Source organism: Scandinavium goeteborgense, assembly GCF_003935895.2.
GTDB lineage: Bacteria > Pseudomonadota > Gammaproteobacteria > Enterobacterales > Enterobacteriaceae > Scandinavium > Scandinavium goeteborgense.
In genome coordinates this window covers 1,651,479-1,675,724 of record NZ_CP054058.1, presented here as the reverse complement: position 1 = coordinate 1,675,724, position 24,246 = coordinate 1,651,479, and the positions used below count along the sequence as shown (strand labels likewise).

Below are 24,246 nucleotides of genomic sequence, written 5' to 3'. Positions count from 1 at the left end.
CAAAACTCCGGGTTGGTAAGCGTTTGATATTAACCAGTGCCCCCAATCATTCCCTTTGCGGCCGGAAGGCGCAAAGCCTTCACTTTGTCGGACTCAGGCGACAACAAGCGGCGATATTGTTGCGCGCGCGGGCGCGATAGCCTGTTGCAATGAATACAGCCGAAGACCTCAGCACAAAAGCCAAAAGCCTCTACTGGCAGGCGTTTAGCATCACTCAGATTTCAAAGGAAATCGGGGTGAGCGTTAACACGATCTACAGCTGGCGCCGCCGCTATGAGTGGGATAAAACCACCCCCATGCAGCGGGTGCAGGATCGCACGCACATTCGCTACCTGCGCCTGGTAGAAAAGGACGACAAAACCCCGAAGGACTTCAAAGAAATAGATCTACTGGCACGCCAGCTTGACCGCTTCGAACGACACGAACGACGCGACCAGGAGAAAGAACAGAAGGCGAAGACGCCGAAAAACCACTTCACCGAAGAGCAGATAACCCAGCTGCGTGCCCTGGTCTTTGATTCGCTCTACGAACATCAAAGACGCTGGTTCAAGCAGTGGAACCGGCGTAACCGCTTTATTCTGAAATCGCGCCAGATAGGCGCGACCTAGTACTTTGCCCGCGAAGCGCTGTTGCGGGCGCTGGAAACCGGAAATAACCAGATATTCCTGTCAGCCAGCCGCGCCCAGGCGTTCCAGTTCAAGCGGTTCATTCAGAAGCTGGCACAGGAAATCGGCGTCGAACTCAAAGGCGGTGACGCCATCGTATTGAGCAACTGCGCAACCCTGTACTTTCTCGGCACGTCCGCCGCGACGGCCCAGAGCTACACGGGCGATCTGTACCTGGATGAAGCATTCTGGATCAATAACTTCATCAACCTGCGTAAAGTCGCCGCTGGCATGGCAACCCATAAAGGATTACGCCGCACCTACTTTTCGACGCCTTCCAGTGAAGAACATGAAGCTTACCCGTTCTGGACGGGCGATCAGTTCAATAAGCACCGTGCACGCTCCGATCGGGTGGATATCGACACCAGTTATAAGGCACTGAAAAACGGCAAGCTTGGCGGGGATAAAATCTGGCGACAGATGGTGACGCTTGAAGACGCCGTGAAGCTCGGTTTTGACCTGGTTGATACCGATGAAATCCGTAACGAAAACTCCCCTGACGAATACGCCAACCTGTACGGCTGTACGTTCGTCAAAGCAGGGGAACGCGCCTTCGATTACAACGCGCTGCTGGGTTGCGGCGTTGACGGCTACATGCCGGACGCGTGGCCGGACTGGAACCCGTTTGCACCGCGTCCGCTGGGTAATCGTCCTGTCTGGGTAAGCTATGACCCCAACGGCAGCAGCGGCAACGGTGACAGTGCCGGGCTGGTTGTACTGGCACCACCAGCCGTTCCGGGCGCTAAATTCCGCGCTGTTGAACGTCACCAGCTGCGTGGCATGGAATACGAAGAACAGGCCAAATTTATCAATGAGATCACCACCCGATACAACGTGCAGCACATTGCTATCGACGGCACGGGGATCGGTGATGCGGTTTATCAACTGGTGCTTAAGTTCTTCCCGCAGGCCGTCAAATACAACTATTCACCGGTTCTTAAGCGGTCAATGGTGCTCAAAATGCTGATGGTAATTCGTGCCGGGCGCTTTGAGTTCGACGCCGGAATGCTGGATCTCGCACAGTCGTTTATGACCGTGCGTAAAGTCGCCGTAGGCGGCGTGATTACCTACCAGTCTGATCGCGCCCGTGGCAGCAATCACGGCGATCTGGCCTGGGCAACAATGCAGGGCATTTACAACGAACCGATCGGCGCGGAAGTGACCGGCGAGAGCGGCAGTTTTGTGGAGGAGTTTTAATTGAGCCGTAAAAATAAATTCATAGCGCCAACTGTTGCGCCATCCAGTACGGCCAGCGCAGTGGCTACCCCACTGGAAAGCGTGGAATCATTCAGTTTTGGCGATCCGGTCACAGTTAACGATCGGGCGTCGTTGCTGGACTGTTTCGAATGCCATAGCAATGGCCGCTGGTATGACCCACCGATCAGCCCCTACGGGCTGGCGCGCATGTTCGACGTTGCCGCGTACCATCAGTCACCACTGATATTCAAACGCAACGTAATTGCGAGTTGCTTTGTTCCTCACACGTTACTATCCCGGCAAGAGTTCACCGCCTGGGTGCAGGATTATTTAATTTTCGGTAACTGCTATATGGAATGCCGCCGTAACCGGCTGGGCCAGCCGCTGGAATTGCGCCACAGCCAGGCAAAATATACGCGGCGTGGCGTCAATTTGGATCAATTCTGGTTTGTTACTCGTTACGTGGATGATCACGCGTTCGAACCAGGCGCCGTCTGCCAGATCAAGAACCCCAGCCCGCACCAGGAAATCTACGGTTCACCGGAATATCTGGCCGCGCTTCAAAGCGCCATGTTGAACGGTGAAGCAACAGTATTCCGCCGTAACTACTACATTAACGGCAGTCACGCTGGCGTTATCGTCTACCTCACTGACCCGGTGGCAAACAATAACGATGTTGAGAAATTAAAGAAGTCACTGAAAGACGCACGCGGCAACGGGGCATTTAAAAACCTGTTCGTTTACGCAGCTGGCGGAAAAAAAGACGGCCTGCAAATCATGCCGTTCAGCCAGGTGGCCGCAAAGGATGAATTTACCGGCATCAAAGACGCCACCCGCGACGACCTGTTAGCCGCGCACCGCGTGCCGCCCGTGCTGATGGGCGTCATGCCGAATAACTCCGGGGGCTTCGGTGACGTTGAGAAAGCGGCGAAAGTGTTTTCCATCAATGAACTGTCGCCGATACAGGAAAGCCTGAAAGAGTTAAACGACTGGCTGGGGATCGAGGTGGTGCGCTTTAACCCTTACGCCCTGCTGCAAGCAGCGATCTGACACCAACCAGCAACCACCGCCACCAGGCCGCACGGCCAGAACTGACCACACCGCACACAAGCCCCTCAGCAGCCCGCTGACAGGGGCTTTTCTTTTACTTGCCCCATCAACACCGAACCGAAAACGATGCAACAGCGAGGCGCAGCGGCGCGAAAACAGCGCGATACAGGCAAACCCTATCCCACCCCTCAGCGCGCGCTCAATCCCCCGCCTCGCCCGCACGCAGAAACCCCGCTTTTTTGTGCAAATGTGCAGACCACCGGAAAGCCCGCCCCACCTGCTCTACTTTTGAAAAATCACCATCATAATATTTGTGCATCTAGATGCATTGTTGTGCAGTATTTTGTAGCATCATCGAAGTTGTCACTAGACACATGATCACGACTCTATCTTTTACTAAATGAGGAAGTAGATAATGCGATTGACCGCACCCACCAAAGCATTCTCAGATGGTTTTGCTAACAACGATGATATTTTTAGTCGTAAAAAACTTCATGACACCATCATTAGAGTCGCTACCAATGCCCCGGATAAAAGTCTCGTATTGGCATTAGATGATCAATGGGGTAACGGTAAAACTTCCTTTGTAAAAATGATGACATCTGAAATTAAATTAAATCATTCAGAGTTTTTCAACGCCATCTACTTTGATGCTTTTGAAAATGACTATCAGTCCGATCCATTTATTGCCTTGACATCTCAAATCTATTCACTTATCCAAAAAGAAGATGGTAAATTAAAATCTCTTGGGCAAGATTTACTAGCAGCAGGTAAAAAATTAGGCGCTTCCTTTGCACTCAATGGAGCTAAATTTGCTGTGAGTACTTTAACTGGGGGGATGGTTTCAGGCAGTGTTATTGAAAAAGCCGGTGATGTAATTGCAGAATCACTTTCTTCCCCAATAGAAGCATTTATAGAAGAAAAGATAAAAACAGCAGATGATGAATTAGCCACAATCGATGCCTTCAGGAAATTGCTTACTAAAATCCATAAAGAATCCGAGAAAAAAATAATTTTCATCATTGATGAATTGGATCGCGCACGCCCCGATTTTTCATTGGACCTTCTGGAAAAAATAAAACACATTTTCTCGGTTGAAGGATTCATCTTCCTTCTCGTAATTAATCGATCTCAGTTCGAAAAAAGTATTGAGTGCAGGTACGGAAACATAAACTCTCGATTATATTTAAATAAATTTATTCACTATTGGTTTACTTTGCCGAAAACCAGCTTTTTTACGGAAGGCTCTATTGCAGGCTATCAACGGTCAACGTTAACTCACTACCTCTTAAAGATTGATGAAGGGAACAACCTTCTGTCTGGAAATGGCTCACTTGTAAAAACATTGTCATATTTATTGGAAATCAATAACTGTTCTTTACGTGAAGCTGAGCGGTGTTATTCAACATTTGCAATAATGAATAACCCAGATGAAATGAGGGGATATCGCCATGAGATATTTCTCGTGGCCATTGGCCTTGTGTCATTTTTAAAAGTTTGCAACCAAGAATTACTCATCCAAATAATGTATAAAAACATCACAATAGAAGATGCTCTCATAAATCTGAAAATGGATGGAGAAAGATCAAAAAATATAACAGAAGCATATTATATTGCAATGCTATTGAGATATCATTTTCATACCGATGCTGAGTTAAATACACCTGAGATTAGAGAAGAGTTTGCTTTCTTCACTGGAATTGCTAACAGACGTCAGCGATGGCTTGAAATAATGTTTGACAACGTACAAGGATTTACGGTCAGCTAGCAAAAAAAATGATGGGGGATTTATACCCCCATCTACACCACCAAACATCATCTTCCATCATCTTTCTTGCATTTATATGCAGTCTTGAATATCATTTTTCCTCGTCTTTAATATCTTTCAAATTTTCTTTGTCCTGTCCGCGTGATTTGAGTGCACCAAGTACCTCTTTAAATACCTCAGACTGAATGCCTCGCAACATTTTTGACTCCTCTTTAAATTGATTTTTTTCTAAAGAATCAAGAGGTGGTTGATGTAATTGATCCAAAACTGACTTTACATATTCAGTAACACTGTCCGGCGAGTTATCCGTTAGTTCGTTACGGAAACTAACCATAGATAGGGCTAATACTTTTTTATATGCATAATCTTCAATTATATGTTTTTGTTTTATATATTGACTCGAACAAAACCATAACCCGGCAAGAATGAGAGGAACGATACTTAATCTTGAAAACAAATATGGTATTTCGCTAGCAGCATCGAAACTCCACAATGCCCAAACACATACAGCGACAGCGCATATTAATAACACACTACTTGCCCACAGCCATTTATTAACATTTTCCTTTGCCTCGGAATGCTGCTCTTTAAAAAACTGGCCTAAACTAACTGTTCCAGTTATATTGAGAATAGAGATCGCTTTTTCTTTTACCCGCTCTAACTCATTTGCTTTCTCATCAAAATACTCAATTATATTTGTGGCCTTCTGGTTATTGTCTTCTGCAACTTCAACTAACGCCTTTAACTCTCGTCGAATATCACCAGATGATTTATAAAGCTCATCAATTCTTGAATGTACATTTTCGACACTATCTTTAATCTCTTCCATCTCCGTGAGTTTATCATCCCACTCATTTTTAGAGTTGGTTACAGATTCTATTTTTTTGTTGATTTTATCAAGTTCAACTCCAAGATCATTAAATTTACTTTCTGCACTTTCATGAATATTTCCGACTTTGTCATAGTAATCCTCGATTGATGTTAAACAATCATTAGCTTCTTTTTTATATCTCTGTGCATAATCTAAATTACTGACAAATTCATCTTTTAAATTTTCCAATGCAATCTGGTCTTCCAATAACTTCCTGTAACTATCTCCTCTAGACTCTGCCCCTTTAAAAGCAAAAACCCGTAAATATGGCTTCAAATTATCTAACTCACTTGGAATCAGGTAAAGTGAAAGTTGCAATCTTGGTCGTAGTCGTCTTTCATGAGAGGTTGCAGAAATATTGGGGATATCGAAAATATCATTGTTCTGTTGTACATCTTCTCTTAATAAAATTCTTTCGCCATTCTCATCTCGTAGTTGTTTTTCACACTCATCAAAAGCAGCATCAATTCTAGTTAAGCTATCTTCAATTAATTGAATTTCAGTTCCACTGTAAAACACTGATAAAGTGAAGCTTTTTTTATTAAAGTACTGAATACTCGATTTAAGCAGCGTACTCAAATCATTCAAAATACTTTTAATAGACTTCCCATCGTAATTACTAGTCGAATAGTCCAAATCAAACCCAGAAGAAATTAGCTCAGTTTGAAGATTATCTTTCTTAGATATTATCTTTTTAACTAAAGATTCCATTTTTATTCCTAGTTAATATAATGCGTGTAGTTTCTATCAATCAAATGATAACTCACTGATTAATTGAATACTTTACTGATCCTTATCCCTATTGGCAATACAGGCCATTCTCCACCGATTCAAAAGGTTCTGTACTTGTACTAATGCGGACATTTTGTGCGACGGCAGGTTAACTATCCCAGACGCGGCGCGGTTTCGCGCTACCAGCTGCCCATCCTGCACAGTCAGAACAAGATCACCACAAGCCACTGACGCTCCAGCCATCATCGATCTAACCATTCCGGCGCTGGCATCAATCCCGCGCAGCGCCAACAGTTCACTGATCTGCTGCTCTTTCGCTGATAGCCCAGCCTCTTTTTCCCGTTCCAGTGGCCGTTTACGCTTCCGTTTAACATCCTCACTAAGCCGCTGCGCCAGCTCCCGCTTTTCCTGCCGTGAAAGCGCATCAAAATTCACCGTCACGCCATCAGCTGGCACAGTCATTTCTGACTGTTTTTCAGCTTCACTGGCGGCATGTTTAAGACCGTCAGCACCTGCCGCGGGATCCCACGTACAGTTATTGACAGAACTCCGAGGGGCGGCGCTGCCGCCTGAAAAACCAACGTCAACGGCCACACCGTCAACGCCCTGCCGCTTTGGCACGATTTTGTATTGAGTGGTGCGGGTGAAGATTAAAGAGTCATTACCCGAAATCGGGCAGTAGATACCGGTGATTCGCTGGACGTCATCGCCGTAGGCGTTGCCGTTTTCGGTGATTTCATAATTCAGACGGATGCGCAGATTATCACGCTCAACCAACGGGCCACCCTGGGCTAACACGTAGTTATCCCATTCACCGCCGTTAGCGGCCTGTCGTGCTGGCTCAATCTCAGGGTGTAAGACCAGTTCGCGATCCCCCAAGCGGCGAAGTTCGCGATATACCGTGACCGGAGCACCGCCAATCTGCTGGAACTGACGAATAGACCAGCGCGACGCCCACGCGCTAACACGGAGTGACATTTCTTTCAGGTCTTGCCCTGTTTCTTCGTCCTTCTCGCCATCCAGCGCGAAGCCGTCGATATTCTTAGAAATGTATTTCGCTATATAGCCGGTAGCGCTGCCTAAAGCATCTTCTATCGGCTTAAATTCAAGGCGGTGCTCCCATGCCCCTGGCTCGTTCCCGTCTTCTCGCAAAGCATATTTGCGGAAAATATCGCGTGCCTGTTCGACACATTCCGGGCGCATGAAAAGGAGTAAATGCCAGTGCGGCGTAGCATCATGGTGCGGTTCAACAACGCGGAAGCCAAAGACGCGGATCCCTTTTCTCTTCCACGCGGCGCGGGTCCTTGCCCAGACTTTGCAAAGATATTGCTGGGTTTCACGCGGTGATGCGCCACAGTATTTATTATTACGCCGCCCGTTATGCTGCATGGAGTGATAGCGGGAAGGCGCTGTCAGCGTGTAGAAGTCACCGGCCAGCCCTTCTAGCTTCGCCAAATCTTCAAAGCCGCGCATTCGCGTCATGAGTTCGCGGCGGCGGTTGGCCGGATTGGCAACACTACCGGCAACTTTATCGATCAGTGAAATGCGCTCACCAGTGTCCTGGTCTTCCAGTTCCATAGCCTTGAGGTATTCACTGTTCGCCTTTTTCTGGGCCAGCCATTCCGTAAGACACGGGGCACTACTGTAGGGGGAGGATTTTTTCTGGACGTATCCAGATGCGATCATCAAATGTTCACGCCAGCGGGCATGGATACGACGCAGGCGGTTTAACCACCACTGCGGTGACTCAAGACGAAGAACCGCGCGTAAGGCGTCCTCCGCTTCTAACTCTTCGTCACAATAGGCCTTCCAGCCTGGGATCTGCGTTTTCAGATGTATCGCCAGAGACGCAATACGTCCGTAACCAGAGAGCGCGGCGAACTCTGGATCGCCGGTACGCGCCAACTGGTGATCGGACTCGCGTATAAACTCGCTGGTAAAGATATCGGCAAGCGTATAAGCCAGTCTTTTTAACTCTTTTTTCCCTGCCCACAACATACGGAAAATCTGCTCGCGTATTGGCAGCAGCACTCCGGGCATAATGCCATCAGGCTGGTAAACGCTGTTCACGATATCAATACGCGTTAATACGTGGCGCTCAAAGGTATTAACCAGCCAGTGATCTGCCGCTTTGCGGTCTTTCGCGTCCAGCGAATCTAGCTTCGCGGCAAAGTGGCGACGGACATACTGCGGAAGAGAAGCCAGACGGCGGCGCAGCAGTTTGCTGCGTTCCGGCTTTTCGATTTCTTCAAACAGATCAGTAATATCAATATGTTTGCGGGTACCGTCCGGTCTTAAGTATTCAAAACCTTTATTGGAAGGCGTTACATCCGCAGCTATTGAACTACCGGGTTTATTCCACTCATAAGCATACCGGGTAGCGTCAGTGGCGCTACCCGGAAGTGATGGTGCAGGAGAAGATGCACTGCGGCCACGAGTTTTCGTGGTCATTTATCCACGGTCCGGTCTTTGCGCTCGCACACATGAAGCACACCAATCACTTCCTTAGCTTTCGTGCGATTGTCCTTATTGGTACTCACAGAGCGTTGCACGCTGATTTCATGCAGCCTGAATGGTTGATAAATCTCACGGGTAGCTTCAGTGTCGCTATTGGATATTACGATCTTTGTTCCATGCTTCCGGTTTACTTCCAGCAAAGCCTGTACTAACTGGCGGTGATGATCAGCCTTAAATGCTTCGGTGTGGTATTGGGTAAAGTCTGCCGTTTCGCTCGCTGGAAGATATGGAGGGTCGCAGTAAACGACCGTTTTATCGCCAGTGACGATTTGCAGAGAACGCTGGAAAGGAGCACAAATAAATATCGCTTTAGTATCGTTAGCTTTCTCAGCAAACTGACGGACTTCTTTTTCAGGAAAGTAAACACGTTTGTACTTACCAAACGGAACGTTAAAGCCTGTTTTGCGGCTGTAGCGACATAAACCGTTATAGCCGTGACGGTTCAGATACAAGAACTGAGCAGCTCGCATAATGCCCGCCATTTCGGCACCATATCCCCAGCCGCCACTTTTTACTGTTCCCACCTGCTTATTAAACGCTGCGCGAACTTCGTTATAGCCTTCCATGTTGTTCTTAGCCGAAAACAATTCACGAGCGGTATCGATCACTAAATCAGGGTATCGGGTGGCTTTTCGGTACATGTTAATCAGGTCGGGATTAATATCGGCCAGCACGTAACGACGGTAATCGGTTGCCAGAAAAACTGATGCCCCACCAACGAAGGGTTCGATCAAACATTCCGCTTTCGGCAGATGTGGAAGCAAGTCAGGAAGAACTCGGGTTTTCCCACCGGCCCATTTGATGAACGGACGAATCATTTTAAAAAGCTCCATAAGGTGAAAAAGGGACCGCCTGACGCGATAAAGCAACGCTCAAACGCTGACGCATATCGCTGATAAATTCGGAAACAGATGGGTCGGAAGATTGAAGAGTTAGTTCGCCAGCACAACGGGTTTTGATGGTTAATCCTTCTTCCTGAATAGCTGGCAAGAGAACATGAAGAATAAAATTATACTGGTCTCGTTTTGACATAGCGGACATAGCCCTGCCCTCATTAGAGATGAGTTGAACCGCGCCACTTAATTAAGAGGCGAGAAAAAACATGATTATTAATTAATGTAATTACTTAATGAGACTTTTAAAGCCATCAACCAAAGCAAGCAGAAAATATTTATTTATCCGCTGGGTATAAATAAATGGCTTATCTTTACCCTTAATAAATTGAATCTTTGATGCTTCCGGCTTAAAAAATCTGCCATCTGGTGTTTCTAACCAACCGTTTTGGTTTTTAAAGTGAGTGACCTGACACCCATGCTTAAGCAGGCTTGCCAGTGTTGGCCCTTCATCATGCATTGCAGCCCCCTTGCTTGAGCATCCCGTCAACCGTTCGCATGGCTTCTGCTAAAGCAAAGTCGCGCCCGTAATACTCGCCATTGCTGGAAATGCGATAAGAGTACTTAAATGTAAGTGGATTTCGCGGACACTTCTGAATCGTGAAACCACGGTAAATATAACTATGCTTACTGAGCTGAATTAAATGACTCATTTCATCCTCACTAGCTATTAGCAATTGCGTCTTTCAGCATGGCAACCATATTTACCTCTACCTTGCCGCCCGATAGTTCTTTAGGCCGGATAATGATCCGCCCATCCCTTACCATTCCCCGGCAAGTATCAAACGGAATACCTGTAACCCGTGAATATTCTTTGAGAGAAAGGTAAGGTGCTGCAACGTTCATATTGATAGTGATTTTTCCATCTCACCCTCGCCGACTACTCAGATTGTTCAACCTGTAACCCGCGCAAGAAAACCATACGAACCATATTTGAGAGAGAGCGACATTCTTGATCTGCCATAGCTTCTACAGCCTGCCTTTCCTCAGGTGATAACCGAAGTGGGATTGGTTTTCCGGTAGCGACCCCCTTAGGGGAACGTGACCTTTGTTCATGATGTGCTTGTGTCATAGTGGTATATTGTGATCTGCTAAGTGTCCGTGGAAAACATTATGAGATCTATAGATCTCTTTTGTCAAGGTGGTAAATGTGAGCTTTACATCACAATGCATAGGTCGTTTGAAATCTGAAAGAAAGCGCCTCTCACTGAATCAAGCAGATGCAGCGGCATTGTGCGGTGTATCAAGGGAGACATGGGGCAAGTATGAACGTGGTTCGATGGTGCCTGGAGGAGATGTTTTACTCTCTTTTGCGATCAACGGCGCCAACATTCAATACATCCTCACCGGTGAAGAAACAGGTGGAAATCTACTGACCCGAGACGAGCTGGGATTAGTGAATAACTACAGATCGGCACCATTGCCAGTTAAAGCCGCAGTACTTGCCGCGCTGGCTGCGGGTAATTCAACATCTGGCTCAGTGAGTGTTTCAGGCCAGGGCAACCGCGTTGCAGGTAGGGATTACAACGAGAACAAAAAGTGAAGTAGATATTTAGACAGGAGGCATTATGAACAATGAAGTTAGTGGAAGGGAGAATCGCGCAGCAGGCCGGGATTTTCACGAAGGCAATGTTAAGGTCGATCAGTTAATCGGGCGCGATGTTGTAAACATTGTAGTTCCTGGCAGCAAAGAATCTGAAGCAGAACCGCTTGTAGTAGCTCAAAGAAAACAATTGAACCAGCTTGCTAAAGATGTGGCCGAGGCCAGTAACGAAGAAGGCTACATCGTCTGGCAGCGCGTTCACGCTGTTGTCGGCGTAAACAGCATTAACGAAATAACCAAAGAGCAATTTCCGACCGCTATTGAACTACTTCAAAACGAACTCGCAAAACTGCAAGAAGCCAGTGCCTGTAAGGCACTCATGCATCAGATATTAAAGAAATCTGCTGAAGACGAAGTAAAGCAAGCTTTATATCAATATTGCGATATCTCATTTGGTAGCCGCCGCCTCAACAGCCTAACAAAAGCACAACTGCAACAGGCCTTTGGCTGGCTGTGCAATGAGCAAAATAATGCTGAGAAAGTCGCTACATCAGTACCACCAGAACGCTTATCTGTGCTCGATTTATTGCGCGGCTACCCTAAAGAACTTGGTTGTATCCTTCTGGCCGGCATCCTGCTTGGTGCGGTTTTATTCAAATAGCAAATACTCAGAAAAGGAGTTTTTATGAGCGATCTTTCAACTATGCCGCAGTTAGGGATTTACGTTTCTAAAACTGATCCCAGCCTCCGTATCACTGTCACCGACGTTGATGTTGTCGATGATGAAGATGATTTATCCCCTGAAGAGTTGTTTTATCTGGTTAGATGGATCGAAGGGGAAGATGAAAGTGATATGTCTGCTATGGAGTTTGAGCTAGACCCAACAGAGTGGCAGGCTTTCGTTGAGTCTGAACAACTAGTGTTTGAGCGCGATCCGTACATGGATTCAATCCCCGAAAATTCCCATCTGGCTAAAATTCGGGATTTGCTATTGCAGGCGAAAAAGAATGACCGTTCGTAAGCTTCCATCTGGTAAATGGCTTAGCGAGTGTTATCCATATGGTGCAAACGGGAAACGCATTCGTAAACAGTTTGCCACCAAAGGCGAAGCGCTTTCACATGAGCGCCGACTGGTAAACAATACTATTCCCCAGCTTGTTAATGACAACGCCGTGTCACTTTCGGCGTTCGTTGAGCGCTGGTACGAAATGCACGGAAAAACGCTTACCTCTGGTGAAGAACGAAAAGTGAAGTTACTCGCCATCTGCGAGCGGCTAGGCGATCCACTTGCAATCCATTTTGATAAAAACACATTTGCAGTGTATAGGGAAAGACGCTTAAGCGGCGAATGGAATCAGAAAGGTAAAAAGAAACTCAGTGAGGCTACCGTAAACCGTGAGCAATCATACCTGCACGCTGTTTTTTCGGAAATGAAACGACTGGGTGAATGGGAAGGTGAAAACCCGTTATCAGGAATCAGGCAATTCAAGGAAGGTGATCAGGAGTTGGCTTTCCTGTACGAAGAGGAAATTGAGCGCCTACTTGCCGCTTGTGACGAGTCGGCCAACAAGGATCTAGGGGTTATCGTCAGAATATGCCTGGCGACCGGCGCTCGCTGGAGCGAAGCACAAGATTTAAAACAATCTCAAATTCTACCGGGCCGTCTCACATACACCCAGACCAAGAGCAAAAAAAACCGAACAGTGCCAATCTCTGAGCGATTGCACAAACTTTTGCCGAAAAAGCGTGGCGCCCTATTCTCCCCTTCTTATGAAGCGTTTAAAGCGGCACTCAAACGCGCTGGCATCGAATTACCGAAAGGACAGCGGACTCATGTCCTGCGCCATACGTTTGCCAGTCATTTTATGATGCGCGGAGGCAATATTCTGGTACTTCAACAGATACTTGGTCACAGCACGATCATGATGACAATGCGCTATGCTCATTTTGCGCCGGATCACCTTGATGCGGCTATCACATTGAACCCGTTTGATAAACTTAGTTCAAAGTAATTTTCATTGAAGCATTTGTTGCTTGGTTCAAGCCTTAAAACACAAAAAGCCTGTGAATTAACAGGCTTTTTGATGAGTGACACTCAGTTCATTCAAACGCAGATGTAAATTTCTTGAACTACTTACCAAATCTCAATACTTTCGCCTTTGTCGATTGCACGTTGCTGCTCTTCTTCAAAGTCCTTGCGCAACCGCAGGCGCTTTGTATCTGTCTGTAGATCAGTTGGCGCTTCAACCTTCCCAGTACGGAGCAGCGCAAAACGTCTCAGTCTTGCCCTAGCGATAATACCGGTATCTTCCCGCTTTTTCATTATGTACCTCCTTTGGGAATGTGAAAGATACATCACCGTTCATATTATAGACATCTTTCAAATGAGGAGCAATTAGCTCCCCTTCAGCCAGCAGGATGCTATGCATTGCATTAAAAATGTCATCAAACTCTTTGCTTATAGTTAGCAAATATTTATCAGATTTATCAGTAAGTTTTGCGTTTTCAAATATGTTGTTAGCGAAACTAAACACCTGCCCACGGAAAATTCGGGGTTTATGAAAAACTATGCACAGTGGAGTACCAGCCTCAATGACCACATGTTGATGTCGAGCATCGTAAAATACAAAATAACTGTAAATGTATGCAGCAGCGCTTATTGCATACCCTCTGAAAATTATATGTATTTTTATGTGATTATTCTTGCAGATGCCTCTAACTAGACGTTCTGCATCATTTACTGCACCACCACAGTTATTCGTAATGAGTAAGTAAACACACGATTCCGGCTGCGCGTTATGCATGTACTGCAAAATTTCGTCGATGAGTTTACTCTTCCCTCTAAAATCACTATCAATCGAGAAGCTTTTATAACTTTTTCGCATCTTAACGAACCAGGTCCCAAGTAGATATGCCTACTCAATATTACATCAGCTAACCGTACCGGCAACGAGCAGAAATGGACATTCGGTCACAAACAATCAAATTAGCTGTTACGTCTACTTCTAATCAATCAGCAGTGTGAATTTGGTTATCGCCAACCTATCGCCATTTCATCGCCACTTGGCAAATTACAAATACAAAAAAACCACCCGAAGGTGGTTTCACGACACTGCTTATCATTGATTTTATAGCTTTTTTCCCATGGTAGCCGGAGTGGGACTTGAACCCACACAGCGCGAACGCCGAGGGATTTTAAATCCCTTGTGTCTACCGATTCCACCATCCGGCCTCGGGAATAAAGTGGAGGCGCGTTCCGGAGTCGAACCGGACTAGACGGATTTGCAATCCGCTACATAACCGCTTTGCTAACGCGCCAAATTACTCACACCCGCAATTGCCGATGCTTTTAAACTGGAGCGGGAAACGAGACTCGAACTCGCGACCCCGACCTTGGCAAGGTCGTGCTCTACCAACTGAGCTATTCCCGCAGATCAGATGACTAACTTAATCATTTGATTTTGTTACCGTCTGGCAAGCTGTGCTGCCGTTCGATGCGTTGCATTCTACTTACCTGACGCAATGAGTCAACGTTAATTTTCACCGCACCGGATCGTTTGATGAAATTTACGTCGAAACGATCACTGTTCAAGCAAATCGCCGCGCGCCGCATTCAAATACTGGAACATTGACCACAGCGTCAGTACCGCCGCGACCATAAACAGACCGATGCCTGCCCACTCTACCCACTCGTTTGGACGCCACAGCATCCACACCAGCGCCGCCATTTGCGCCGTGGTTTTGACTTTACCAATCCACGACACCGCCACGTTGCTGCGTTTACCCAGCTCCGCCATCCATTCACGCAGTGCGGAGATGATAATTTCACGGGCAATCATGGTCGCGGCCGGGAGTGTCACCCACCAGGAGTGATAATGTTCGACGACCAGCACCATCGCGATGGCGACCATGACCTTGTCGGCAACCGGGTCGAGGAACGCCCCGAAACGGGTGCTCTGGTTCCATCGACGCGCCAGATAGCCGTCAAACCAGTCAGTTATCGCCGCAACGAAGAAGATAAACGCGCAGGCAAACGGGGCCCAGACGAACGGCAGATAGAACGCCAGCACGAAAAATGGGATCAGGATGACGCGGAACAATGTGAGCAACGTAGGGATATTAAATTGCATGGCGACGGTAACTATCTGTTGTCAGTAAAATTAGCCCTATGTTGCTACAGAGCCCCTAATGTTTCAACGAGTAGAAGATCTTTTCTGCCAGACCGTGCGAAATGCCAGGCACTTTCGCGATATCTTCAACGCTCGCTTTTTGCAGACCTTGCAGCCCGCCCATATATTTCAACAACATCTGACGACGCTTCGGCCCCACGCCCTCGATGGTCTCAAGGGTGCTGGTACTTTTCACTTTAGCCCGTTTTTTACGGTGTCCGGTGATAGCGTGATCATGCGATTCATCGCGAATGTGCTGAATAACGTGCAATGCCGGTGAATCGGACGGGAGGTTAAAACCCTCACCTTCCGGTTCAAAGTACAGCGTTTCCAGGCCAGCTTTACGGTCACTGCCTTTGGCCACACCGAGTAGCAGCGGATGCTGTTTGTCCCAGTTGACCTCAAGCTCGGCAAAAACCTGCTTCGCCTGACCCAATTGTCCTTTCCCGCCGTCAATCAGAATCACGTCGGGAATTTTGCTCTCTTCAATATCTTTACCATAGCGACGGCGCAGCACCTGATTCATCGCCGCATAGTCATCGCCAGGCGTAATGCCGGCGATGTTGTAGCGACGATATTCCGCACGCAGCGGGCCGTTGCTGTCAAACACCACGCAGGACGCTACGGTTTGCTCGCCCATGGTGTGACTGATGTCAAAACACTCCATGCGCTTCACTTCCGGCAGTTTGAGCTGCGTCGCCAACGCCTGCAAGCGCTGATGGATGGTCGACTGCTGCGAAAGCTTAGTGACCAGCGCGGTCGCCGCATTGGTCCTCGCCAGCTTCAGGTAACGCGCACGATCGCCGCGCGGCTTGGTCTGAATGTTGATGCGACGGCCAGCAAGTTCTGAAAGGGAATCAGACAGCAGCGTTTTGTCACCAAGATTAAAATCGAGCAGGATTTCGCCCGGCAGCGTGCGTGCCTGGCTGCCCTGCAGATAGAACTGACCGACAAACGTTTCGACCACTTCGACAGGCTCGGTACCCGCCGGAACTTTCGGGAAATAACTGCGGCTGCCGAGCACTTTACCCTGACGGATAAACAGCACGTGAACGCAAGCCATGCCGCCGTTAAAGGCCACGCCGATCACATCCAGATCGTCGCCTTCGTTAGAAACGAACTGTTTTTCTGTGACGCGACGCACCGCCTGAATCTGGTCGCGAATGCGTGCGGCTTCTTCAAACGCCAGCGACTGGCTGGCATTTTCCATCCGGGCCACCAGTTCATTCACAACCTGCTCGTCTTTACCGGCCAGGAACAGGCGCACGTACTCAACCTGCTGCGCGTATTCGTCTTCGCTCACCAGCCCTGCAACGCACGGCCCGAGACAGCGGCCAATCTGATATTGCAGACACGGACGCGAGCGGTTGCGGTAGACGCTGTTTTCACACTGACGAATCGGGAAGATTTTCTGTAATAGCGCCAGCGTCTCGCGTACCGCGTAGCCGTTCGGGAACGGGCCAAAATATTCGCCTTTCGCGTGCTTCGCGCCGCGGTGCATCGCCAGCCGCGGGTGGGTGTCGCCACTCAGGAAGATAAACGGATAGGATTTGTCATCGCGCAGCAAAACGTTATAGCGCGGCTGATAGAGCTTGATGTAGTTATGTTCAAGCAGCAGCGCTTCCGTTTCGGTGTGCGTAACGGTGACATCTATCTGGGAAATTTGCCCGACGAGCGCTTCGGTTTTGCGTGAGCCAAGGTTGCTACGGAAGTAGCTTGAAAGGCGTTTTTTGAGGTCTTTGGCTTTGCCGACATAAATAACCGTGCCGCCAGCATCGTACATACGATAGACGCCGGGCTGACTGGTCACGGTTTTTAGAAAGGCTTTTGAATCAAATACATCACTCACTGACTTGCTAACGACTCCGCATTACACAGGCCATGGCGAATTGCCAGGTGAGTCAGCTCAACATCGCCATGAATGTTTAATTTGCTAAACATACGATAGCGATAGCTGTTCACCGTTTTCGGGCTGAGGTTCAATTGTTCTGAAATCTCAGTCACCTTCTGACCTTTGGTGATCATCAGCATAATCTGCAATTCACGTTCAGACAAACTGGCAAACGGGGATTCCGTTGATTTGGGCTCAATTTGACTCAGCGCCATTTGCTGAGCGATGTCTGACGCAATGTAACGCTGTCCCGCAAATACAGAGCGGATGGCGTTGACCACCTCCTGTGGTGCGGCACCTTTGGTAAGATAGCCAGCGGCCCCTGCTTGCATCACTTTTGCGGGCAGTGGGTTTTCCGTGTGTACGGTTAACATGATGACTCGAGTATCTGTGGTGGAGCGCGCAATCTTGCGCGTGGCTTCCAGCCCGCCAATACCTGGCATATTCATGTCCATAAGCACGACGTCAACCGGGTTTGCACGGCACCATTTCACCGCATCTTCACCACAGCCGACTTCACCAACAACTTTAATACCCTTTATATCTTCGAGAATGCGTCGTATCCCTGCGCGCACTAGTTCGTGGTCATCAACAAGAAGGATGTTGATCAAAGGAATAATCTCCGGAATAGGGATAACGCAACTGCTTCTAAATTCACGACCATATTAACGGGTTTTATCTCGACAATGAAAGGTAAAAAACGTCTCGTTTAGGATTTTACTTGGTTTTCTGGAAATTAGAATTTACATCTACTGGAAACATCCACAAAACAGTCATATACGACAACCTTGTTTTTAAACACTTGCCTTCAAATATTTCCTGAAAACACCCTATTTTACAGAGATGATAAATACACTCGAAAAAATGTAACAACAATTAACGGGGCATGAACCAGAAAGAAACAAATAAGCATTAGGTGATTTCTTATACGCGATTAATATGTGTAAGCACCTCAGATCAGAGGACAAAAATCCCGCACTCCCGTTTTTACTGTTCCCTGTGGTATACTGCGCGACCTTTACTGAAACACCCCCCGCGCCCCGCGTATGCGCGCTGAAATCCAACGAGGAAATAGATGAGCACTCCTGATTGTTCCACTGCTGAAAATAATCAACAATTGTCCCAGGAAGTTTCTTGCCTGAAAGGGCTGCTGGCACTGATGCTGCAGGCGATGGGTCAAGCAGACGCAGGACGCGTGATTCTTAAAATGGAAAAGCAAATCACGCAGATGGAAGATGAAGCTCAGGCGGCCGTATTTTCCAACACCGTTAAGCAAATTAAACAAGCTTACCGCCAGTGATTCAATACCGGCTGCGATTCATCGCAGCCGGTTTCGCATTGGGCTGCGGTCAGATAATCCCAATTGCGGCAGCATAACAGGCAATCTGTGTTTTGTTTGGCGCGTTAAATTTCTTCTGCATATTCTTCTGATGGAAATTCACCGTATTCTCGGATATCGACAAGATTATCGCTATTTCCGATGAAGTCTTCCCTTCCGCCGTCCACTTCAGAATTTCCAGTTCGCGCTTACTGAATTTCATTTCCGGCGCCGTCACCATCGTATCTTCCATTCGTACCAGCGAAGCGAGACTGAACTCCATCAGCGCCTGCAGCCGCATTTCGGTTTCATCATCTGATAACGGGTTGGCCTGATTACTCTGCCGCGATACCGATAAAAAACCGAGCGCACGGTTGGGCAGCATCAGCGACTGAGTAATTCCTCGACGCAAACCATGGTCACGCGCCGCATCCCAGAACGCTGGCGTTTCGCTGAATAAGCACTCGCTCCACGGCAGATGCCCATTGCGGTAATTTTCGGCTTTTAGCACCGGATCGATGGTGAAATAATTTTCGGCCTGGTAATGGTCCATCCATGCTTTGGGATAAGTGGTGTGCAAGGAGAGTTTAGGACGGGTGAAGGGAACCGGATGGCGCACGCATAAGGCGAACCAGTCATATTCCAGTGAGTGAGTTTGCTGCTGCAAAATGGCATAGACCTGGTCGTTTGCCGTGGCAGATTGAAATTGTTGCGATATATCCTTCCGCCACTGAAAAAAATCGATGTCCCTCATACCTGACGCGAAAACTCCTGAGTGATTATCATTCCTATGAATGCAACAAGCTAACACATAAAACTTATTTATATATATAAAATATTCTGATAAGCGGAATTAATTTGAAATAACCTGCTTTCACAGGACAATCAGGTAGATGAGCAGATTTGCTAACGCTGCGGAGCGCGATGGGTGCCGTTTCGAAAGGGAAGTTTAACTTAAGTGAAATTTCTGACTGACAGGAATGCGTGGCCTGGTTTTACCAGGCCACGGGGATTTACTGCATGAGGAATTTTTCGAGGAACTGACGAGTACGCGGCTGCTGCGGATTAGCAAACAACGATTTAGCATCGCCCTGCTCCACGATACGGCCCTGATCCATGAAGATGGCGCGATCGGCGACGTCGCGCGCAAAGCTCATTTCGTGGGTCACAATCACCATCGTGCGTTTCTCCTGAGCCAGCTGGCGAATGGTGCTCAACACCTCGCCCACCAGTTCCGGATCCAGCGCAGAAGTCGGTTCATCAAACAAGATGACGTCCGGACGCATAGCCAGCGCCCGGGCAATGGCCACACGCTGCTGCTGCCCGCCGGATAAGCGTCGCGGATAGCTGGTTTCTTTGCCCGACAGCCCCACTTTCGCCAGCAGTTCGCGCGCCAGGGTGGTCGCTTCGCTTTTGCTTTCCCCTTTGACGATCACCGGCCCTTCAATGATGTTCTCCATCACTGTGCGGTGCGGGAACAAATTGAAGTTCTGGAACACAAATCCCACATGCTGGCGTAAATTGCGAATCAGCCCTTTTTGCTGACTCAGGGGACGCGCGGCGTCGATGGTGATATCACCCACCCGAATCGTGCCGCTTTCCGGCTGTTCCAGCAGGTTGATGCTGCGCAGCAACGTCGTTTTTCCCGAGCCGCTCGGCCCGATAATCGCCACCACTTCGCCCTCTTTAACTTCCAGATCGATCCCGTGCAGCACCGTCTGACCGTGGAATTTTTTGACCAGGTTTTTAACGTCGATAGCACTCATTTCGGGTCACGCTCCTGGCGATTCAGCTGGTTTTCGAAGTAGTTCTGTAACGCGGACAGCACGGTCGCCATCACCCAGTAAATCAGCGATGCGGCCAGGTACATGGTGAACACTTCCAGCGTACGCGAGGTGATGAGCTGCGCCTGTCGGAACAGTTCCGGCACCTGAATGGTTGCCGCCAGCGAGGTGTCTTTTACCAGGCTAATAAAGCTGTTCGACAGCGGCGGCAGCGCCACGCGTGCGGCCTGCGGCAGGATCGCGCGACGCAGCGTTTGCCATGGCGTCATGCCGATACTCGCCGCAGCTTCCCACTGACCTTTATCAATCGAGGAAATTGCCGCACGCAGCGTTTCAGAGGTATACGCCGCGGTGTTGAGCGACAGGCCAATCATCGCGGCCGGAATCGGATCCAGCTCGATACCGAACTGTGGCAGACCGTAATAGATCATAAACAGCTGGGCGATAAGCGGCGTACCGCGGAAAATCGAGGTGTAAAAACGGGCAATCCAGCGCACCGGCCCGATGGCAGACATGCGCATCAGCGCCAGTATAAAACCCAGCACCAGGCCGAAGAACATCCCGCCAATACTCAGCTGTAGCGTGAACACCGCGCCTTTTAGCAAATAAGGCAGCGAATCAATAACCAGTTGGATACTTTCTTGCATTATGGCTTCTTTTTATACGTGTGGATGATAGGCAAACAGCGCCGGAGCGCCGCCGGTGTGCACAAACAGAATCGGGCCTTCATCCTTAAAGCGTTTCTGGCTGATGCCGTCAATAAGTCCGGCCATCGCCTTGCCGGTGTACACCGGATCCAGCAAAATCCCCTCCAGGCGGGCCAGCAGTTTCACCGCTTCCATGCCTTCGTCGTTTGGCGTGCCGTAGCCCGGCGCGAAATAGTCATCCCAAAGAGTGATGTCCGCATTGGCCTTCAGCTCGAGGCTTTCTGCCACCGCCTGTTGCAGCGTGACCACTTTCGGTTTCTGATCGGCAATGCTGCGGGAGACGGTGACGCCAATCAGCTCGACGTCGGGCATCAACTGTTCTAAACCGACGGCCAGACCCGCGTGGGTGCCTGCGCTGCCGGACGCAACCACAACAGACGAGAGCGACACTGCGCCTTCACACTGCTGCGCGATTTCCAGCGCGCTTTCGACATAGCCCAACGCACCCAGGGCGTTAGAGCCGCCGACCGGAATCACATACGGACGAAAGCCCTGCGCTTCGACGCGGGTTGCCAGCTCTTCCATTTGACGATTCGGGTCAGTCAGCGCATCGCACATCTCGACCTGCACATTGAAATAGTCCAGCAGCAGGCGATTACCGTTAGTCAGATAGTTTTCTGCTTGGGTGCCAATCGGGTTTTCCAGCAGCGCGATGCAGTTCAGGCCGAGCTTCGCCGCCACCGCCGCCGTCTGGCGCACGTGGTTCGACTGAATCGCCCCGGCGGTAATCAGCGTGTCTGCGCCTTCGCGCAGCGCATCTGCGGCGAGGAATTCAAGCTTACGCAGCTTATTGCCGCCCATCGCCATCGGCGTGACGTCATCGCGCTTAATAAGAATTTCGCGGCCCAGGTAGTCGGACAGACGCGGCAGGTATTCCAGCGGCGTCGGCGCACCAATAAATTCCAGCCGTGGGAAGCGAGTAAGGTTTTGCAGTGACATAGCACCTCCTGATTTTCTTCTTATTATGCACGCAGTTGCCCTCGAAAATAAGTCCCCCTCGTCCTGACCCCGTTTCAGACGAGAGTTCCAGGAGTGCGAATATCCTATTTTGATTTGGCTGGTTGCAGACTTACCCCCTCAGCCAGACTAAACCGGACGATTGCTTGATACTCTCCGGCATACCCCATCGGCCAGGTGCAACGTTTAAACGCCCGGCTAGTATCACTCAGAAAAATTTGCGTACCTTTGGTATTGATACGCTTCAATTGCCCCATGGCACCAATTTTCACCTTCAAGGTGACACGCCCCTCCACGCCCATGGCACGCGCTTTTTCAGAATAGACAGGCAACTTACAATCACCAAATACTTCCTGCTCTATGGTCAAAGGTTCTGACCGTTCGGGAACCTCTTTCAGGGGCGCTTTGGGAACCTCCTTTTCCGGCATAACAGCCGTGAGAAATTCTTCATCCAAATAGTCAGGAGGGGTCAAGACCGGGGCATCGCTGACCCCTGCTGCTTTAGCCACAGCCGTGGCCTGTGCTGCTTCTGCCAGCGCAGTCGCTTCCACCGCTTTGACCGCCGCGACAAGCGTTGCGGTTCTGGACACCGCAGCCGCTTTCTCCGCCCGGACTGCCTCTGCAGCCCTTGCGACGGCGGCTGCCCTGTCCGCCTCAGCCCGTTGAGTCTTCTCTTCAAGCCGGGTTGCGTCTGCCACCTTAGCCGCCTGCGCTGCGGCGGCGGCTTTTGCCTCGAAGTCTGCTTTTGCTGCTTTCGCCGCCTGCGCGGCACTCGTGGCGTTGGTTTTCGCGTCTGCAACGCGTTGCGCCACCTTTTCTTTCTCGGCAACGGCGGCCAGGGTCGCCTCAGATGCAGACGTTGCAGCGGCAACTTTCATTGCCGCGCTGGCTTTCACGGTTTCTGCCCGCTCGGCCGCTTTCGCGGCTTCAATGGCTTTTGCCGCTGCGACAGCGGTGGCTTCGCGCACGTCCTGTTCGGCTTTGGTGGCCTCTTTAGCACTGGCGGCTTCAGTGGCTTTTGCGGCTTTCACGATTTGAGCGGCTTTCGTGGCGGCGCTCATATTTTCTGATAAGGTCGATTTCGTGGCTTTCGCCGCCTCTGCGGTTCTCGCGGCCCGCGTTTCGGCCTCTGTTAGCGCGACGGACGCATTCACTTTTGTGGTTTCTGCATTAGCCGCTTCTTGGGCAGCGGCCTGCGCCGCAGTCGCCTGCGCATTTTCTACCGCTTTAGCCGCTTCGGCTTCTCTTGCCGCCTCCTCAGCCAGAGCCGTAAGGGTATCGTTAATCGCGGTAGCCTCTTTGGCGGCTTCTGTCGCCTTGTTCGCTTCTGCAACTTTAGCAACTTTGGCGACTAACGCGGCTTCTGTGGTCTTTGCCGCTTCTGCTACCTTGGTTTGTTCCAGCGCTTTAGCGGCTTGCGCGGCTTTGTCCGCCTCTTCCGCCGCCCTAAGAGCGGTCTGAGCTGCACGCTCTGCAGCGGCAGCGTCCTCTGCAGCTCTGGCGGCCAGGGCTATTTTTTCGGCCTCTGCCGCTTTCGCTGCTTGTGTGGCCTGCTTGGCTTTTTCAGCATCATTCGCTTTGGTAACTTTGGCTGTTTCTGCCGCCTTGACGGCTTTCGAGACTTTAGCCGCTTCTTTGGCGGTTGCGGCCTCAGCGGCTTTTGCGGCATGTTCTGCTTTCGCGACTTTTACCTCCATCGCCGCCTGCGCTGCCTTTAGCATTTTCGCCGCTTTAACAGCTTCCGCATCGCTTGCGGTTTGAAAGGCTTTTGCTCTCTTCGCAGCCTTAATGGCGTCGGCGGCTTTTGCTGCCAACTTGGCCTGAGCCGCTTCCGCTTCCCTGGCCATTTCTGCCGTTCTCACTACGTCATTTATTTCCACAGACTCCGCGCCAGGCGCATTCTCATAAACACTTTCTGGTTTATCTGTAATTGGCGAGGTGTTTTCTGTCGTGGCCCTGAAGGGGGTGATAACCGGCGTCTCTTGTGGCGGCATGGGGATCACCGGGACAGGGAGAGCGGCAGCAGACGTGCCGGAAATAACGAGCATTCCCGTCAAAATGAAAATTTTCGGTTTCAATTTATTATTCCCTCAATTGACTATCCCGCTATTATCATGAACTTCCGCCGTTTAACATTGATCGCGCGCATTGCACGCATAGGCTATTTTTCCCATTTTATTATGC

24 protein-coding genes, 3 tRNA genes and 1 pseudogene are annotated in these 24,246 nt (G+C 49.4%); 8 read left to right on the top strand and 20 right to left on the bottom strand.

Annotation, left to right across the window (positions count from 1 at the left end; translation table 11 throughout):
* Positions 1 to 149 precede the first annotated feature (149 nt).
* The 3 genes and pseudogenes from A8O29_RS08750 (at position 150) to A8O29_RS08740 (ending at position 4,680) form a co-directional block, all read left to right on the top strand.
* A pseudogene (locus A8O29_RS08750) lies at positions 150 to 1,862 on the top strand (terminase large subunit domain-containing protein).
* Positions 1,863 to 2,912 (top strand): phage portal protein, encoded by a 1,050-nt coding sequence (locus A8O29_RS08745; protein WP_125351922.1) that lies wholly within the window; start codon positions 1,863 to 1,865, stop codon positions 2,910 to 2,912.
* 415 nt (positions 2,913 to 3,327) lie between these two features.
* The gene (locus A8O29_RS08740; RefSeq protein WP_125351923.1) at positions 3,328 to 4,680 is read left to right on the top strand and encodes a KAP family P-loop NTPase fold protein; all 1,353 of its coding nucleotides are present in this window, start codon (positions 3,328 to 3,330) and stop codon (positions 4,678 to 4,680) included.
* A 91-nt stretch (positions 4,681 to 4,771) separates the two neighbouring features.
* Here A8O29_RS08740 and A8O29_RS08735 read toward each other — a convergent pair whose 3' ends face one another.
* From A8O29_RS08735 to A8O29_RS22725, 7 genes are all read right to left on the bottom strand, one after another.
* Complete coding sequence (locus A8O29_RS08735) at positions 4,772 to 6,262, bottom strand: AAA family ATPase (protein WP_125351924.1); 1,491 nt, start codon at positions 6,260 to 6,262, stop codon at positions 4,772 to 4,774.
* A 72-nt stretch (positions 6,263 to 6,334) separates the two neighbouring features.
* Positions 6,335 to 8,734 carry a replication endonuclease gene (locus A8O29_RS08730; RefSeq protein ID WP_125351925.1) on the bottom strand — a complete coding sequence of 800 codons (2,400 nt, stop codon included), beginning with the start codon at positions 8,732 to 8,734 and terminating at the stop codon, positions 6,335 to 6,337.
* The gene (locus A8O29_RS08725; protein ID WP_125351926.1) at positions 8,731 to 9,618 is read right to left on the bottom strand and encodes a DNA adenine methylase; all 888 of its coding nucleotides are present in this window, start codon (positions 9,616 to 9,618) and stop codon (positions 8,731 to 8,733) included. The genes A8O29_RS08730 and A8O29_RS08725 overlap by 4 nt, the downstream gene beginning before the upstream one ends.
* Position 9,619: 1 nt before the next feature.
* Positions 9,620 to 9,832, bottom strand: coding sequence for a hypothetical protein (locus A8O29_RS08720; RefSeq protein ID WP_125351927.1), 213 nt, complete (start codon positions 9,830 to 9,832; stop codon positions 9,620 to 9,622).
* 90 nt (positions 9,833 to 9,922) lie between these two features.
* Positions 9,923 to 10,153 (bottom strand): phage filamentation protein Fil family protein, encoded by a 231-nt coding sequence (locus A8O29_RS08715; protein WP_125351928.1) that lies wholly within the window; start codon positions 10,151 to 10,153, stop codon positions 9,923 to 9,925.
* Positions 10,146 to 10,346 (bottom strand): DUF4761 family protein, encoded by a 201-nt coding sequence (locus A8O29_RS08710; RefSeq protein ID WP_125351929.1) that lies wholly within the window; start codon positions 10,344 to 10,346, stop codon positions 10,146 to 10,148. Before A8O29_RS08710 ends, A8O29_RS08715 begins: the two co-directional genes overlap by 8 nt.
* Positions 10,347 to 10,356: 10 nt before the next feature.
* Positions 10,357 to 10,539, bottom strand: coding sequence for a DNA-binding protein (locus A8O29_RS22725; protein WP_125351930.1), 183 nt, complete (start codon positions 10,537 to 10,539; stop codon positions 10,357 to 10,359).
* A gap of 304 nt (positions 10,540 to 10,843) precedes the next feature.
* Here A8O29_RS22725 and A8O29_RS08705 point away from each other — a divergent pair, with 304 nt between their 5' ends.
* The 4 genes from A8O29_RS08705 to A8O29_RS08690 are packed head-to-tail and all read left to right on the top strand — an operon-like array spanning position 10,844 to position 13,248.
* Complete coding sequence (locus tag A8O29_RS08705) at positions 10,844 to 11,236, top strand: helix-turn-helix domain-containing protein (RefSeq protein ID WP_125351932.1); 393 nt, start codon at positions 10,844 to 10,846, stop codon at positions 11,234 to 11,236.
* A gap of 25 nt (positions 11,237 to 11,261) precedes the next feature.
* Positions 11,262 to 11,897 carry a hypothetical protein gene (locus A8O29_RS08700; protein ID WP_125351933.1) on the top strand — a complete coding sequence of 212 codons (636 nt, stop codon included), beginning with the start codon at positions 11,262 to 11,264 and terminating at the stop codon, positions 11,895 to 11,897.
* A 24-nt stretch (positions 11,898 to 11,921) separates the two neighbouring features.
* Positions 11,922 to 12,257 carry a DUF8087 domain-containing protein gene (locus tag A8O29_RS08695; protein WP_125351934.1) on the top strand — a complete coding sequence of 112 codons (336 nt, stop codon included), beginning with the start codon at positions 11,922 to 11,924 and terminating at the stop codon, positions 12,255 to 12,257.
* Complete coding sequence (locus tag A8O29_RS08690; protein WP_125351935.1) at positions 12,244 to 13,248, top strand: phage integrase; 1,005 nt, start codon at positions 12,244 to 12,246, stop codon at positions 13,246 to 13,248. The genes A8O29_RS08695 and A8O29_RS08690 overlap by 14 nt, the downstream gene beginning before the upstream one ends.
* A 122-nt stretch (positions 13,249 to 13,370) precedes the next feature.
* Here the strand turns inward: A8O29_RS08690 and A8O29_RS08685 are convergent, their stop codons facing one another.
* The 8 genes from A8O29_RS08685 to uvrY all read right to left on the bottom strand — a co-directional run bounded on the left by A8O29_RS08685 (position 13,371) and on the right by uvrY (position 17,907).
* On the bottom strand, positions 13,371 to 13,559 hold the full coding sequence (locus tag A8O29_RS08685) for a hypothetical protein (protein WP_125351936.1): 189 nt from the start codon (positions 13,557 to 13,559) through the stop codon (positions 13,371 to 13,373).
* Positions 13,525 to 14,121, bottom strand: a complete 597-nt coding sequence (locus A8O29_RS08680; protein WP_125351937.1) for a hypothetical protein — start codon at positions 14,119 to 14,121, stop codon at positions 13,525 to 13,527. Before A8O29_RS08680 ends, A8O29_RS08685 begins: the two co-directional genes overlap by 35 nt.
* Positions 14,122 to 14,381: 260 nt before the next feature.
* Positions 14,382 to 14,468, bottom strand: a tRNA-Leu gene (locus A8O29_RS08675).
* A gap of 12 nt (positions 14,469 to 14,480) precedes the next feature.
* Positions 14,481 to 14,554, bottom strand: a tRNA-Cys gene (locus A8O29_RS08670).
* Positions 14,555 to 14,591: 37 nt separating this feature from the next.
* Positions 14,592 to 14,667, bottom strand: a tRNA-Gly gene (locus tag A8O29_RS08665).
* A 150-nt stretch (positions 14,668 to 14,817) separates the two neighbouring features.
* Positions 14,818 to 15,366, bottom strand: a complete 549-nt coding sequence (pgsA, locus tag A8O29_RS08660; protein WP_110509640.1) for a CDP-diacylglycerol--glycerol-3-phosphate 3-phosphatidyltransferase — start codon at positions 15,364 to 15,366, stop codon at positions 14,818 to 14,820.
* A 55-nt stretch (positions 15,367 to 15,421) separates the two neighbouring features.
* Positions 15,422 to 17,254, bottom strand: a complete 1,833-nt coding sequence (gene uvrC, locus A8O29_RS08655) for an excinuclease ABC subunit UvrC (RefSeq protein WP_125351938.1) — start codon at positions 17,252 to 17,254, stop codon at positions 15,422 to 15,424.
* Positions 17,251 to 17,907, bottom strand: coding sequence for a UvrY/SirA/GacA family response regulator transcription factor (uvrY, locus tag A8O29_RS08650; protein WP_110509638.1), 657 nt, complete (start codon positions 17,905 to 17,907; stop codon positions 17,251 to 17,253). Before uvrY ends, uvrC begins: the two co-directional genes overlap by 4 nt.
* Positions 17,908 to 18,371: 464 nt before the next feature.
* Here uvrY and A8O29_RS08645 point away from each other — a divergent pair, with 464 nt between their 5' ends.
* On the top strand, positions 18,372 to 18,596 hold the full coding sequence (locus tag A8O29_RS08645; protein WP_110509637.1) for a DUF2594 family protein: 225 nt from the start codon (positions 18,372 to 18,374) through the stop codon (positions 18,594 to 18,596).
* A gap of 49 nt (positions 18,597 to 18,645) precedes the next feature.
* Here A8O29_RS08645 and sdiA read toward each other — a convergent pair whose 3' ends face one another.
* The 5 genes from sdiA to A8O29_RS08620 all read right to left on the bottom strand — a co-directional run bounded on the left by sdiA (position 18,646) and on the right by A8O29_RS08620 (position 24,140).
* A complete protein-coding gene (gene sdiA / locus A8O29_RS08640; protein WP_110509636.1) occupies positions 18,646 to 19,368 on the bottom strand; it encodes a quorum-sensing transcriptional regulator SdiA in 723 nt (240 codons plus the stop codon).
* Positions 19,369 to 19,627: 259 nt separating this feature from the next.
* Positions 19,628 to 20,380 carry an L-cystine ABC transporter ATP-binding protein TcyN gene (tcyN, locus tag A8O29_RS08635; RefSeq protein WP_110509635.1) on the bottom strand — a complete coding sequence of 251 codons (753 nt, stop codon included), beginning with the start codon at positions 20,378 to 20,380 and terminating at the stop codon, positions 19,628 to 19,630.
* Positions 20,377 to 21,045, bottom strand: coding sequence for a cystine ABC transporter permease (gene tcyL, locus A8O29_RS08630; RefSeq protein WP_110509634.1), 669 nt, complete (start codon positions 21,043 to 21,045; stop codon positions 20,377 to 20,379). Before tcyL ends, tcyN begins: the two co-directional genes overlap by 4 nt.
* A 12-nt stretch (positions 21,046 to 21,057) precedes the next feature.
* On the bottom strand, positions 21,058 to 22,044 hold the full coding sequence (dcyD, locus tag A8O29_RS08625) for a D-cysteine desulfhydrase (protein ID WP_125351939.1): 987 nt from the start codon (positions 22,042 to 22,044) through the stop codon (positions 21,058 to 21,060).
* Positions 22,045 to 22,148: 104 nt separating this feature from the next.
* A complete protein-coding gene (locus A8O29_RS08620; RefSeq protein ID WP_125351940.1) occupies positions 22,149 to 24,140 on the bottom strand; it encodes an energy transducer TonB in 1,992 nt (663 codons plus the stop codon).
* Between the last annotated feature and the right edge of the window lie 106 nt (positions 24,141 to 24,246).